13 protein-coding genes are annotated in these 13487 nt (G+C 74.3%); 8 read left to right on the plus strand and 5 right to left on the minus strand.

Annotated elements, in window-relative coordinates:
- Positions 1–32: 32 nt before the first annotated feature.
- The 3 genes from E6W39_RS16605 to E6W39_RS16615 all read right to left on the minus strand — a co-directional run bounded on the left by E6W39_RS16605 (position 33) and on the right by E6W39_RS16615 (position 3863).
- Entirely contained in the window at positions 33–872 is an 840-nt protein-coding gene (locus E6W39_RS16605) for a hypothetical protein (protein ID WP_141634182.1), read from the minus strand.
- A gap of 86 nt (positions 873–958) precedes the next feature.
- Positions 959–2497 (minus strand): DUF3492 domain-containing protein, encoded by a 1539-nt coding sequence (locus tag E6W39_RS16610; protein ID WP_181799295.1) that lies wholly within the window; start codon positions 2495–2497, stop codon positions 959–961.
- A gap of 394 nt (positions 2498–2891) precedes the next feature.
- Positions 2892–3863: an alpha/beta fold hydrolase gene (locus E6W39_RS16615; RefSeq protein ID WP_141634184.1), complete on the minus strand. Its 972-nt coding sequence runs from the start codon at positions 3861–3863 to the stop codon at positions 2892–2894.
- A 193-nt stretch (positions 3864–4056) separates the two neighbouring features.
- On the opposite strand from E6W39_RS16615, the gene E6W39_RS16620 reads away from it, so the two are divergent.
- From E6W39_RS16620 to E6W39_RS16630, 3 genes are all read left to right on the plus strand, one after another.
- Positions 4057–4716: a TetR/AcrR family transcriptional regulator gene (locus E6W39_RS16620; protein WP_141634185.1), complete on the plus strand. Its 660-nt coding sequence runs from the start codon at positions 4057–4059 to the stop codon at positions 4714–4716.
- A gap of 117 nt (positions 4717–4833) precedes the next feature.
- Positions 4834–5061 carry a DUF3107 domain-containing protein gene (locus E6W39_RS16625; RefSeq protein ID WP_101382092.1) on the plus strand — a complete coding sequence of 76 codons (228 nt, stop codon included), beginning with the start codon at positions 4834–4836 and terminating at the stop codon, positions 5059–5061.
- A gap of 166 nt (positions 5062–5227) precedes the next feature.
- Positions 5228–5527, plus strand: a complete 300-nt coding sequence (locus tag E6W39_RS16630) for a hypothetical protein (protein WP_141634186.1) — start codon at positions 5228–5230, stop codon at positions 5525–5527.
- A gap of 36 nt (positions 5528–5563) precedes the next feature.
- Here the strand turns inward: E6W39_RS16630 and E6W39_RS16635 are convergent, their stop codons facing one another.
- Positions 5564–6286 (minus strand): ferritin-like fold-containing protein, encoded by a 723-nt coding sequence (locus tag E6W39_RS16635; protein ID WP_101382090.1) that lies wholly within the window; start codon positions 6284–6286, stop codon positions 5564–5566.
- A 624-nt stretch (positions 6287–6910) separates the two neighbouring features.
- Between E6W39_RS16635 and E6W39_RS16640 the strand changes: the two genes are divergently transcribed.
- The 5 genes from E6W39_RS16640 to E6W39_RS16655 all read left to right on the plus strand — a co-directional run bounded on the left by E6W39_RS16640 (position 6911) and on the right by E6W39_RS16655 (position 12773).
- Entirely contained in the window at positions 6911–9358 is a 2448-nt protein-coding gene (locus E6W39_RS16640) for a DEAD/DEAH box helicase (RefSeq protein ID WP_141637778.1), read from the plus strand.
- 149 nt (positions 9359–9507) lie between these two features.
- Positions 9508–10371, plus strand: a complete 864-nt coding sequence (locus E6W39_RS16645) for an alpha/beta fold hydrolase (protein ID WP_141634187.1) — start codon at positions 9508–9510, stop codon at positions 10369–10371.
- A gap of 345 nt (positions 10372–10716) precedes the next feature.
- On the plus strand, positions 10717–10863 hold the full coding sequence (locus E6W39_RS39385; RefSeq protein WP_180356573.1) for a hypothetical protein: 147 nt from the start codon (positions 10717–10719) through the stop codon (positions 10861–10863).
- Between the two features lie 280 nt (positions 10864–11143).
- A complete protein-coding gene (locus E6W39_RS16650; protein ID WP_141634188.1) occupies positions 11144–11782 on the plus strand; it encodes a DUF6758 family protein in 639 nt (212 codons plus the stop codon).
- A gap of 130 nt (positions 11783–11912) precedes the next feature.
- Positions 11913–12773: a PHP domain-containing protein gene (locus tag E6W39_RS16655; RefSeq protein ID WP_141634189.1), complete on the plus strand. Its 861-nt coding sequence runs from the start codon at positions 11913–11915 to the stop codon at positions 12771–12773.
- Positions 12774–12797: 24 nt separating this feature from the next.
- Here the strand turns inward: E6W39_RS16655 and E6W39_RS16660 are convergent, their stop codons facing one another.
- Positions 12798–13448, minus strand: a complete 651-nt coding sequence (locus E6W39_RS16660) for a suppressor of fused domain protein (protein WP_141634190.1) — start codon at positions 13446–13448, stop codon at positions 12798–12800.
- Between the last annotated feature and the right edge of the window lie 39 nt (positions 13449–13487).

Raw genomic sequence — 13487 nt, forward strand, 5'->3', positions numbered from 1 at the left:
CAACAGTATGGACGGGCAGGACTGACGCACCGTCAGCCGAATGCCCCGGGTCGCCCGGTGGCGGCCCAGGCCGCTGGCAGCAGGACCGCCGCGGTGGCGCCGGCCGCCAGCGCGGTCAGCGCGCCGGGGGCATCGGCCCAGCCGCCCAGCAGGCCACCGGTGCGAAGCGCCGTCAGCAGCAGCCCCGCACCGTCGGCGGCCAGCAGCCCGGCCAGCGCCAGGCCCCCGTGGCCCAGCCGGCGCAGCACGGCGGCCGTGCCGACCAGCAGACCGAGCACCGCCTGGCCGTACCACTGGACCGCCCCGGCCCGCCGGACCACGGCCGGCAGCAGCCCGGCGCGGCCCAGCGAGCCGGGGTGCGGCACCAGCGCGGTGAGCACGGCCAGCGCGGCGAAGCTGGTCAGCGCGAGCACGGCCAGTTGGAGGCCCAGCGCGACCGGCAGCACCGGGCGCATCCGGGCCCGGAACTCCACCGCCGTTGCCGCACTGCGCACTTGGCCCCGCCCGGTGCGCCGCACCCAGCGGGCGGCCCGGTCGGCGGCCGCGAACGCCGGCCAGCCGGCCACCGCCAGGGCCAGCGCCGTGCCCAGCGCCCCGGGCGGCGCGGTGGCCAGCGGCAGCAGCAGCGCGCCCAACAGCCCGACCAGCACGCCGAATCGGTGCCGCCAGCCGGGCGGCCGGGGCTCGGGCGCGACGGGCGCCGGCTCGACCGGGCGGCGCGGCACCCGGGCGAACAGCTCCTCGGCGAGCGCGAAGACGTCCGCATGTCGGTAGCGGCCGACCAGCGCCGCCCCGATCCCGGCCTCCTCCAGCCCGGCCGCGATCTCCAATGAGTCCACCGCGCGCTCGCACAGCCCCTGGTGCACTGCCATCAACTCCCGCACCGGGTCTGCGGAAACCTGCCCTCCGGAATCACCCCGACATGCGGCCATCTGAACGCCATTCACCCGACTCACCGTCAACTCGCCTTCGCCCAGGCGCCGTCCGCACCCGTCACCCAGTACTCGGCGGGACGGGCGAACGGCCTGGCCGGCGCGCCCGGCACCCGCTCGGTGGCCGCGAACGCGGGCCAACGGGAGACCAGTTCGAGATAGACCTCGCGGAACGCAGCCGCCGCGGGCTCCACCGCGAACCGCTCCGCCGCCCGCTGCCGCCCGGCCCGGCCGAGCCGCTCCCGGCGCGCCCGGTCCGCGAGCAGCGCCTGGCAGGCGGCCGCCAGCGCGGCCGGCTCCCCCGGCGGCACCAGCAGGCCGGCCGGACCGAGCACCTCACGGGCCACGCCCACATCGGTCGCGACCACCGCGCGCCCGCTGAGCATCGCCGCCGCCAACGGGCGCGGCACGGGCAGCGTGCGGTGCGAGAAGACCGCGACCGTACCGCGCTCCCACGGCACGGCCGACGGACCCGCCTCGTCGAAGCAGACGTCCCGCTCGGGGCCCACCGCCAGCCCCAACCGGTCGGCCAGTGCCGCGCAGTGCGCCCGGTAGCCGGGCAGCCCCTCCGGCCCGTGCAGCAGCAGCCGCGCGCCGGAGATCTCACGCCGGAGCCGGGCGAAGGCGTGCAGCATCAGCTCCGGATCCGCGGCGGGGGCCAGCCGACCCGCCCAGACCAGGGTCGGTCTCTCGGGCTCGGCGCCGGCGGCCGGGCGCGCGGCCTCCGGCACGTCCCGGTGGACCACCCGGATCCGCGCCGGATCGGCACCGCAGCGCAGCTGCCACTCGCGGTCGTAGCCGCTGCCCGGGGTGAGCAGCGCGGCCTGCCGGTAGCTCTCGGCGGTGAGCTGGCGGAAGAAGCCGAGCAGCAGGGCCCGGACCGGCCAGCGGTAGGGCGCCTGCCGGTAACCCAGGTACTGCTCGCGCAGATGCAGGCCGTGCTCGGTGAGCACGAAGGGCACCCCGTAGAGCTCCTTGGCCACCAGCGCGGGCAGCACCGCCGGTCCGCCGCCGACCACATGGCACAGGTCGGCGACACCCAGCCCGCCGGCGTCGTCGCCGCACCAGTCGGCGGCGAGCGGGCGCAGGCACTGCTCCAGCAAGTCGCCCGCGACCAGCACGTCATGGACCAGCGGCTGCCCGGCGGCGGTGTCGGCGCCGGGCGAGCGCCAGATCTGCTCCAGCAGCTGGTGGGCCCGCCCGGAGGCCAGGAAGGCGGGCAACGCGCCGTCCTGCCGGGCCAGTTCGGCGAGCCGGTGCAGCCCGGCGGCGAACCCCGCGCGCTCCCCGGGCAGCACCAGGGCTCGGATCAACTGCTCATAGGCCGCGGCGTACTGCCGGCGGCGCACCGGCCCCGGCGCCCGCCCGGGCGGCCTGGGCCCGCGCAGCGCGAGCGCCCGCACCCCGGGGTCGGGCGGCACGGCGGACTCGGCGCCCGACGGGCCGGCCACCAGGACGTACCGCTCGAACTCGTGCTCCGCGAGCCCGGCGACCAGCCGATCGCACCAGCCTCCCGCACGGTGGGGCACCGCATGGGCACGTTCGGTCAGCAGGGCAATGCGCACGACGACCTCCAGGACAGGAAGCAGGACGGGAACAGAACGCCGAGCCGGCGCACCGGAACGGCACAGCGGGCACCACACGCACGGGAGGATTCACACCGACGACCCTGAACCGATCGCCCCACGGACTCGGTGGCGCCGGGGACTCGACAGCCCCGGTCACCGTCACGGACCGCTCACACCCCACCGGGCGCCCCACGCCGCAGTGGTTCGCCCTCGCGCTCACACCCCTGTCGGGCGCCGCCGACGGCCACGCCCCCACATCTGTTCGGTCCGACATCCACGACGGTAGAACGGATCACGGCCGAACGGCCCAGGAGTAGCAGGCTGCCACCTGAACGAGTGAACTCACGTAACGCCAGACGGCCCATGGCGTTGACACTGAACTGACACCCTGTCAGTTCCGGTCGGCGCGCCCCGCCACCTCGTCGAGGAACTCCCGCACCGCGCGCCCCACCTGCACCGGGTGCTCCATCATCGCCACGTGCCCGGAGGTCGGCAGCACCAGCAGCCGGGCGTCCCGGAACACCGCGCAGGCCCGGGCCGCCGAACGGTACGAGACCAGCTTGTCGCGCAGCCCGTAGACCAGCAGCACCGGCACCGCGACGCGCTCGGCCTGCCGCCACAGCGCCTGCTCGCCGCGCTCGGTGTAGGCCGAGACGATGCCGCGCGCCGAGTCGACCAGCACCTGCATCGCGTAGGGCAGCCCCAGCCGGCGGCGGTACTCGGCCATCGCCGAGGCGCGCTTCTCCGGCGGGATCGCCCTGGCGTTGCCGTAGACCAGGTCGAGCAACCCGTCGGTGGCCTGCTCCACGCCGCGGCTGTCACCCGGCAGGCGCCGCAGCAGCCGCAGCATCCCGGGCAGCGCGAGCATCCCGGTGGGCAGCGCGGTGCGCTGCGGCGGCAGCTCGGGCAGCGCCGGCGAGATCAGCACCAGGCTGCGCACCAGGTCGGGCCGCAGCGCCGCGAGCCGGACCGCCACCGAGCCGCCCAGCGAGTTGCCGACCAGGTGGACCGGACCCCGCCCGGTCTCCTCCAGGTAGCCGATCACCGCCCGGACATGGCCGTTCACCGACAGGTCGCCGTCCGCCGGCGGGGCCGACCAGCCGAAGCCGGGCAGATCCAGTGCCTCGCCCCGGACCGTCCCGTCGAGCTCCGCCATCAGCTCGGTCCAGTTGTCCGCGCAACCGCCCAGGCCGTGCACGAAGAGCACCTCCGGCAGGCTCGCCGAGGCCTCGGCCGTCGGTCCGATCACCGAGAGCGCCGCACCGGGCACCCGGACCTCCCGGGTGCCCCAGAGCCCGGGCGGCCTCAGGCCGGCCCCCTGGTCAGGCCCGTCCTGGGCCCGATCCCACGGCTCGGTGCTCATCGGAGAAGCTGCTGGGTGTTCATGGGAGAAGATGGTAGTGAGACTCTGGCGCCCCAGGGGGGCCCGCGCCGTATTGTGGGCACCCGACAACCTCAGAGCTGCGCTTTTCCAGGTTCGCCGAAGCGCGTGAGGGGTTACCGAAAAGTAGAATTCAGCCGCCCAGCAAACGAACGACCGTGAAGTGAGGAGCGCCGTGACGGCCATCCAGGAGGCTCAGGACCGCCCGCGCGGCGCCCGGCTGCCGCGTAGCGCCCGACGGGAGCAGTTGCTCGGAGCCGCGCAGGAGGTGTTCGTCGCCCAGGGCTACCACGCCGCGGCGATGGACGACATCGCCGAGCGCGCCGGCGTCAGCAAGCCCGTGCTGTACCAGCACTTCCCCGGCAAGTTGGAGCTCTACCTCGCGTTGCTGGACAAGCACTGCGACGCCCTGGTCGAGGCCACCCGGCAGGCGCTGGACGCCACCACGGACAACAAGCAGCGAGTGGCCGCGACCATGCAGGCCTACTTCGACTACGTGGCCTCCGAGTCCGGCTCGTTCCGGCTGGTCTTCGAGTCCGACCTGACCAACGAGCCCGCGGTCCGCGAGCGGGTGGAACGGGTCGCCGACCTGAGCGCCACCCTGGTCAGCAAGGTGATCGCGGAGGACACCGACCTGCCCGAGGCGGAGGCCAAGCTGCTGGCCGCCGGGGTCTGCGGACTTGCCCAGATCACCGCGCGCTACTGGCTCTCCCAGGGCGCCGAGATCCCGCGCGAGGAGGCCGTTCGACTGGTCGCCTCGCTGGCCTGGCGCGGCCTCAAGGGCTTCCCGATGCACCCCGGCGAGTTGCAGCAGGCGGCCCCCGGCTCGGAGTGATCCACCCCGTCGCCACCCGGTTGCTCTAAGGTGAAGCCGTACGGCACGGCCGACCGCCACCCCGATCGGGTGCGGACGGCCGCGCATAGTGGCTGTAACCCCGGAGGGACGAAAGCCGTGGAGGTCAAGATCGGCGTGCAGAACGCGCCCCGAGAGATCGTCATCGAGAGCACGCAGACCGCTGACGAGGTCGAGAACGCCGTGGCCAAGGCACTGGACGGCACCTCGAAGCTCTTCTCGCTGACCGACGAGCACGGCCGCCGCATTCTGGTTCCGGCCGACCGCCTGGCCTATGTCGAGATCGGCGAGCAGGCCATCCGCAAGGTCGGCTTCGGCACCATCTGAGACGCTCGCACAGTGCGGCCCGCCACCTCACCAGGTGGCGGGCCGCACTGTGTTCGGCAGGCGTAGAACCCGGGTGGGCCGGGTAGGGGTCGCGCACCGCGTCCCCCCGCCGCGGTCGACCCTCCCCCGGCCCCGGCCGGGGTACCCCAGCACCCGGGAGGCCGCCGTGCCGCTGCCGCTCGAAGCCGTACTGTTCGCCGTGATCGGCCTGCTGGCCGGGATCGCCGCGCTGCTGCTGCGGCCGGAGTACTTCCCCCGGACCCGCGGCCTGGTGCTCGTCACCGGACTGGTCTCGGCGCTGCTCAGCGGCCTGGTGATCCGCTACGCGCTGGCCGGCGGCAACCCGCCCGTGACGCTGCTGCTGACCGTCATCGCCACCGGGCTGCTCACCTCGGTGCCGGCCCGTCCCGACCTGGCCGCCCGGCGCGGCAGCCACCGCCACCGCCGCCGGCGGCACGCGGCCTGACGGCGGCTCATCCCAGGCCGGTCGGGTCGGATCAGGTCAGGAGGATAGCCCCAGCGCGCTCATCCGCTTGGTGTGCGCCTCGGTGATGCGGTTGAACATCTTGCCGACCTCGACCAGGTCGAAGCCGCGCACCTCGGCACCGCCGACCAGCAGGTTGGAGAGCGCGTCCCGCTCCGCCACCACGTGCTGGGCCTGGCTGAGCGCCTCGCCCATCAGCCGCCGGCCCCAGAGCGCCAGCCGGCCGCCGACCCGAGGATCCTGCTCGATCGCCTGGCGCACCTTGTCGACGGCGAACTGGGCGTGCCCGGTGTCGTCCATCACCCGCAGCACCAGCTCCCGGGTGTCGTCGTCCAGCCGGACCGCCACCTCGCGGTAGAAGTCGGTCGCGATGGAGTCACCCACATAGGCCTTGACCAGGCCCTCCAGCCAGTCCGACGGACGGGTCACCCGATGGAAGGACTCCAGCGGCTCGACGAACGGGGTCATCGCCTCGGTCGGGTCGGCGCCGATCTCGGCCAGCCGGTCGTGCAGCAGCTGGTAGTGCTGGAACTCGGCGGACGCCATCCGGGCCAGCGCCGCCTTGTCGGCCAGGCCCGGGGCCAGCTTGGCGTCGTCGGCCAGCCGCTCGAATGCGCTCAGTTCGCCGTAGGCCAGCGCGCCCAACAGGTCGAGCACCGCCGCCCGGTAGCCGGGGTCGGCCGCGCAGGTGGCCCAGTCTCCGATCGAGCCGTCCTGGCCGGCCCCGCCTTGAGTCTCCATGGACCGTCACTCTAGACCGCCCGGCACGGGGTTCCGGGCGTGCTCAGCAGGCATGTCAGGGACATCACGTGTTCGAGTCGGCCACGTTCGGTACAGTGGTACAGGGACTCGCATACCCGCACGGTCAAGGATCGCGCGGGTTCGCTGCATCCGGACCCCTTCCGGCGCGGCGCCCTGTCCCCACACGTACGCGGATGCCCGGTCGGAGACCCGATCGGCTCCGACCTTGGCTTGGACCTCAAGCCAGGCACCGCATCAGTGGCCGAGCGAGGGCCGCCGCGGACCGCGCTGCAGAGCGCCGATCCCGCGCCGGATTCCTCAAGGGACATCTCCCCCATGCCACGGGACGCCGCGGCCCAGCCAGGGCCGGCGCCCGCGCGCAGCAGGGACCGGCGCGGTTGTGCACGATCTCGCGGCTTGCGAGCGGGGCCCTGACCGGGCCCTGACAGCAGCGGCGTGACTGCACCGCCCCCACTCGCTCTCGGCCCGCCACACGGAAGAGGCAGCACCCTGTCCACCACGACTGAACCGACGAAGACCACTTTCCGCGACCTCGGCATCCTCCCGGAGACCGCCGAGGCCCTGGAAGCGGTCGGCATCATCCACCCGTTCCCGATCCAGGAGATGACCCTGCCGGTCGCACTGACCGGCCACGACGTCATCGGCCAGGCCAAGACCGGCACCGGCAAGACCCTCGGCTTCGGCCTGCCGCTGATCGAGCGGGTGGTGGTCCGCGCCGACGTGGACGCCGGCCGAGCCACCGAGGAGCAGCTCTCCGACAGCCCGCAGGCGCTGATCGTGGTCCCCACCCGCGAGCTCTGCACCCAGGTCACCAACGACCTGCAGACCGCCGGCAAGGTCCGCAATGTGCGGGTCCTCGCGGTCTACGGCGGCCGGGCCTACGAGCCGCAGGTGGAGGCGCTGCAGAAGGGCGTCGACATCGTGGTCGGCACCCCGGGCCGCCTGCTCGACCTGGCCGGTCAGCGCAAGCTCAACCTCTCCCAGGTCCGCGCGCTGGTCCTGGACGAGGCCGACGAGATGCTCGACCTGGGCTTCCTGCCCGACGTCGAGAAGATCCTCACCATGCTGCCGGCGAAGCGGCAGACCCTGCTCTTCTCGGCCACCATGCCGGGACAGGTGATCAGCCTGGCCCGTCGCTACATGAGCCAGCCGACCCACATCCGGGCCGCCGCGCCCGACGACAGCGGCCACACCGTCGCCAACATCGACCAGCACATCTTCCGGGCGCACTCGCTGGACAAGGTCGAGATGGTGGCGCGGATCCTGCAGGCCGAAGGCCGCGGGCTGGCGATGATCTTCTGCCGCACCAAGCGGACCGCCGCCGACGTGGCCGACCAGCTGACCCAGCGCGGCTTCGCGGCCGGCGCGGTCCACGGCGACCTCGGCCAGGGCGCCCGCGAGCAGGCGCTGCGCGCGTTCCGCAACGGCAAGGTCGACGTGCTGGTCTGCACCGACGTCGCGGCCCGCGGTATCGACGTCGAGGGCGTCACCCACGTCATCAACTACCAGTGCACCGACGACGAGAAGACCTACCTGCACCGGATCGGCCGCACCGGCCGGGCCGGCGCCTCCGGCACCGCGGTCACGCTGGTCGACTGGGACGACATCCCGCGCTGGCAGCTGATCAACAAGGCGCTCGAGCTGCCGTTCAACGACCCGGAGGAGACCTACTCCACCTCCCCGCACCTGTACGAGCTGCTGAAGATCGCGCCGGGCACCAAGGGCGTGCTGCCGCGCTCCGAGCGCACCCGTGCCGGGCTGGCCGCCGAGGAGATCGAGGATCTCGGCGAGACCGGCGGCCGCGGCAGCCGCCCGGGTCGCGGCGAGCGCGGCGAGCGCGGTCGCGGCCGTGGCGAGCGCGGCGACCGGCCGGCGACCGGCACCGAGCAGGCCACCGAGGAGCGGGCGCCCCGCGCCCCGCGCAAGCGGCGGCGCACCCGTCGCGGCTCCGAGGTCGCGGAGGGCGTGGTGGCTGCGCCGCAGGGCGAGGCCCAGGCTCCGGCGGCCGCAGTGCCCGCGCCGGCGAACCGGGACGGCGAGAGCGGCGGTGCGTCGCGCCGCCGGCGTCGCCGCTCGCGCGGCGGCGCGGCGGCGGAGGCCGCCGGTGCCGTGCGCACCGCGCAGGTGGCCGCGACGGAGCCGGTGGCGGCTGCGGCCGAGCCGGTGGCCGCGAAGGCCGAGCCGGTGGCCGTGAAGGCCGAGCCGGTGGCCGTGGTCGAGCCCGCGCCGGTGGTGACGCTGCCCGAGCAGGCGAGCGCGCCGGCTCAGGAGAGCACCGCGCCGAAGAGGGCCACCCGGACGCGCAAGGCCGCGGCGGTGGAGCCGGCCGCCGAGGAGGCGCCCGCCAAGAAGACCGCTGCCAAGCGCACCGTCAAGAAGGCGGTTGCCGCCGAGGCACCCGTCATCGAGGAGGCGCCGGTCAAGAAGACCGCTGCCAAGCGCACCACCAAGAAGGCCGTCGCCGCCGAGGCACCGACCGTCGAGGAGGCCCCGGTCAAGAAGACCGCTGCCAAGCGCACCGTCAAGAAGGCGGTTGCCGCCGAGGCACCCGTCATCGAGGAGGCGCCGGTCAAGAAGACCGCCGCCAAACGCACCACCAAGAAGGCCGTCGCCGCCGAGGCACCGGTCACCGAGGAGGCGCCGGTCAAGAAGACGGCCACCCGGACGCGCAAGACCGCAGCGGTGGAGCCGGCCGCCGAGGAGGCGCCCGCCAAGAAGACCGCCGCCAAGCGCACCGTCAAGAAGGCGGTTGCCGCCGAGGCACCGGTCACCGAGGAGGCGCCGGTCAAGAAGACCGCCGCCAAGCGCACCACCAAGAAGGCCGTCGCCGCCGAGGCACCGGCCGCCGAGGAAGCCCCGGCCAAGAAGACCGCCGCCAAGCGCACCGTCAAGAAGGCGGTTGCCGCCGAGGAGGCTCCCACCAAGAAGGCGGCCGCCAAGCGCACTACCAAGAAGGCCGTCGCCGCCGAGGAGGCTCCCACCAAGAAGGCGGCCACCCGGACGCGCAAGACCGCTGCCAAGAAGGCGGCGGAGGCCGAGACGACCGCCTGACACGGCGTCGGCTGAGTTGTTGCGGGGCGGGCGGACCAACCGGTCCACCCGCCCCGCGGCGTTGCCGCCCACCTGCCTGGCAGCCGTGGGACCGCACCGCCTAGGCTCAGCACCGAGTCGACCCGCGCACGTGAGTAGGAGCCGTACCGATGAGCACCCCGCCCTTCCTCACCCTGCCGGCCTGCGCGAGTGCCGGTCGGCTGGCGACGGCGCGCGGGGAGTTCGCGGTGCTGCGCGGTGAGCCGAGCGGGGCGGTGCGCGGCACGGCGCTGCTGGTGCCGGGGTTCACCGGGAGCAAGGAGGACTTCATCGCCCTTCTGGAGCCGCTGGCCGCCGCCGGGTTCCGCACCGTGGCGCTGGACCAGCGCGGGCAGTACGAGACCGGTGGCCCGGCTGATCGCGATGCCTACGCCCTGCCGGAGCTGGGTCGCGACCTGGCCGCCGTCACCGAGGCGCTGGCGCCCGCCGGCCCGCTGCACCTGCTGGCCCACTCGTTCGGCGGTTTCGTGGCCCGCGAGGCCATGCTGTCGGCCCCCACCGGCCCGCTGCCTTGGGCCTCGCTCACCCTGCTCTCGACCGGCCCCGGCCCGATCGACCCGGCCGAGGCGGCCCGCACCAAGATGCTGCTGGACGCGCTGGACGGCCTGGACCTGGAGACCATCTGGCAGCTGATGCGGCAGCTGGACGGCCCGGCCGCACCGCAGCACGAGCCGGAGGTCGCCGACTTCCTGCACCGCCGCTGGCTGGCCAATGTGCCGCAGGCGCTGCAGGCGATGGGCGAGCGGTTGCTCGGCGAGCCGGACCGGACGGCGGAGCTGGCCGCGACGGCGCTGCCCAAGCTGGCGATCTCCGGGGCCACCGACTACGCGTGGCCGGTGGCCGAGCAGGCCGCCACCGCCGAGCGGCTGGGCGCGGTGTACCGGATGGTCGAGGGCGCCGACCACTCCCCCAACGCCGAGCAGCCGACCGAGACGGCGGCGCTGCTGGCGGAGTTCTGGAGCTCACTGAGCTGATGCGAGCCGGCTCGGCCCCGCGCAAGCCGGCTCAGTCTCACGTGAGCCGGTTCGGTCTGACGTGAGCCGGTTCGACCTGACGTGAGCCGGTTCGACCTGACGTGAGCCGGTTCGACCTGCCGCAAAGCCGACCTGACCTGCCGTCAGCCACGGCGCCGCCTCATGAACACTGGCCAACAGTTGAGCCGCTTCCGATGAAAAATTCATTAGTTCCGGTAATATTTGATTCAGACCGGGAATGAATGGCCGCACCGCCGCGGTTGGACCCACTGTCACCCACTGATGAACGAGGGAGCACCATCCCCAGCGCCTCGGGCTGCCCGAGGCCTAGAAGAGGAGAGGCCCATGCGTTTCGAGATCCTCCACCTGGACGACCAGCAGGGCTCGGCCATCGATCGGCAGATCGCCGACGCCGAGACCGTGCGCCGACTGGTGGAAGACGCCGCCCGGACCGGCGAGCGCCTCTACATCCGTCCGTGCCCGACCGTCTGACGCTGCGTCCGGTCCGTTCAGGCATCGACGTTTCGCTGACGCCCCGTCAACCCCCTGTGGTCGGCGGGGTGTCGGCATCGGCCGCGCGCCCCCTGGACGCGCGGCCGACGTTTGCCGTCGAGCTGAGCGGGACATGCCCTAGCGGGGCCCGCCGTCTCACCCTCCGCCGGCTGCGGCCGGGAGGGACCCCAAGCGCCGGACAGCCGGCGGCCCGGACAACGCACTCCGTACGGGTGATCGTCCTTGACGCGGCGGTCCGGAGGGAGGAGCGTTGGCAGTTATGAGGGGCGAGCCAAGTTGCCCGAGGTGCGCCGGTCGGGTGCGCGCCCCCGGTCTCTTCTCCGACACCTGGCAGTGCGACACGCATGGCGCCGTCCACCCGATGCAGCCGGTACTGCCCCCGAGTGTGGAGGCCCTGGGGGTGGCGGTGGCCCGGTCCGAGGTCCCGGTCTGGCTGCCCTGGCCGCTCCCGGTGAGCTGGCTCTACACCGGCATCGCGCACGCTGGTGACGATCTCTCCGGTGCCCGGGCCACGGCGGTGGCCTGCTCGGGTCCGGCCCCGCTGGGCGGCTTCGGCGAACTGGTGCTGGTGGCCGAGGAGCTGGGCGTCGGCCTCGGCGCACGCTATGCGGGGCTCAAGGGCCCGGATCCGGGCGAGGCCATCGCACTGGACCGGCCGGCCGACACCAAGCTGCTGGCCGCCGGGCGCCCGACCCCGATGTGGCACGTGCAGGGCGCCCCGGACGACCGCGCGGTCTATGTCGGCGAGGCCCGCGGCCTCTGGATCTGGGCGATCGCCTGGCCCGAGCAGTCGGCGCTGCTGATGTACGACGAGCTGGTCCTCACCGATCTGCGGGACGCCGGGGCCGAGCTGGAGCTGCTGCCCTGCGGGGCGCTCTCCCCCCGCCTGCTCGGCTGACGCCCCTCCCCGACCGTCGAACCGGCCGGCAGGCCGGCCGTCGAGCCGGCCGCCGGCCTGCCGGTCGGGGCCCACCCGCCACTATCCTGGGCCGCTCCAGCCCAAGGCCTCGTCCGTCAGGAGCCAGCCCGTGCGCATCGACCTGCACGCCCACAGCAACGCCTCCGACGGAACGGACACCCCGGCCGAGCTGGTCGCCGCCGCGGTCGCGGCCGGCCTGGACGTGGTGGCGCTGACCGACCACGACACCGTGGCCGGGTACGAGGAGGCGGCCGCGGCGGTGCGGGCGCTGCCGGCCGGCACCCGGCTGACCCTGGTGCCTGGCGCGGAGCTGTCCTGCCGGGTCGAGGGGGTCAGCATGCACCTGCTGGCCTACCTCTTCGACCCGACCGAGCCGGCCTTCGCCGCCGAGCGCGAACTGGTGCGCACCGACCGGTTCCGGCGCGGGCGCGCGGTGGTCGACAAGTGCCGGGCGCTCGGCGCGCCGATCACCTGGGAGCAGGTGCAGCGGATCGCCGGGTCGGGCTCGGTGGGCCGTCCGCACATCGCCAGCGCGCTGGTGGAGGCGGGCGTGGTGGCCACCGTCTCGGATGCCTTCACCGCCGAGTGGCTGGCCAACGGCGGCCGGGCCGACGTGCCCAAGCACGAGACCGACCCGTTCGAGGCGGTCCGGCTGGTCCGGGCCGCCGGCGGGGTGCCGGTCTTCGCCCACCCGGGCGCGGTCAAGCGCGGCCGGACCGTCTCCGAGCAGGTGATCGCCGAGCTCGCGGCCGCCGGGCTGGGCGGGCTCGAGGTGGACCACGTGGACCACGACGAGGCGACCCGCGCCCGGCTGCGCGAACTGGCCGCCGGCCTCGGCCTGTTCCGCACCGGCTCCAGCGACTACCACGGCTCCCGCAAGACGGTGGGCCTGGGCGCCTTCACCACCGAGCCGGAGGCCTTCCAGGCGCTGCTCGACCAGGCCACCGGCGCCAAGCCGATCACCGGCTGACGCTCCCTGGGCCCTGGGCCCGGCTCAGTCCAGCGAGACCCCGCGGCGCTGCGGATCGCGCAGGTCGGTGCCGTGGGCCAGCCAGCGCTCCTGCAGCTCGGCGGCCCCGCGCACCCGCTTGTGCGCGGCCTCGTTGGGCGTCATCGGCAGCAGCGGCAGGAAGCGCACCGCCTCGGCGGGCTCGGGCAGTTCCAGGTCCGCCACCAGGCCGCTGCCCTCGCCCGCCAGCACCGAGGTGAACGGCGCGCCCGGCCAGAGCGGCTCCCCCAGGTCCAGCGAACTGCCGGGCGCCACCACCAGGCCCTCCACCTGCGGGGTGGCCGCGAAGACCGCGAGCGCCCGGAGCACCTCGTCGCGCCCGTCGCGCAGGGTGAGCAGCAGCTCGACGCGGGGGCCGCGCACCGGGTCGGCCAGCACTGCGGTCGGGTCGGCCATCGGCGCGGCGGCCATGCCGAGGGTCGCGTAGCGGACCAGGCCGTCGCCGTCCGGACCGAACCGCAGCACCTCGATCTTCTCGGCGCCCAGGAAGGTGATCGCGGCCCGGCCGCTCGGTTCGCCGAAGGTGGTCAGCAGCCGGGCCTCGACGGCGGTCAGCACCTCGGCCCGGGTCGGTCCGTGCGAGTCGTGCGGCGCCGAGGAAGGGTCGCCGAACAGCGGGAAGTCGGAGGCAGCCATACCCGCGAGCCTACCCGCCGGTAGCCGCTGGGCCCCGGC

Source organism: Kitasatospora acidiphila (assembly GCF_006636205.1).
GTDB lineage: Bacteria > Actinomycetota > Actinomycetes > Streptomycetales > Streptomycetaceae > Kitasatospora > Kitasatospora acidiphila.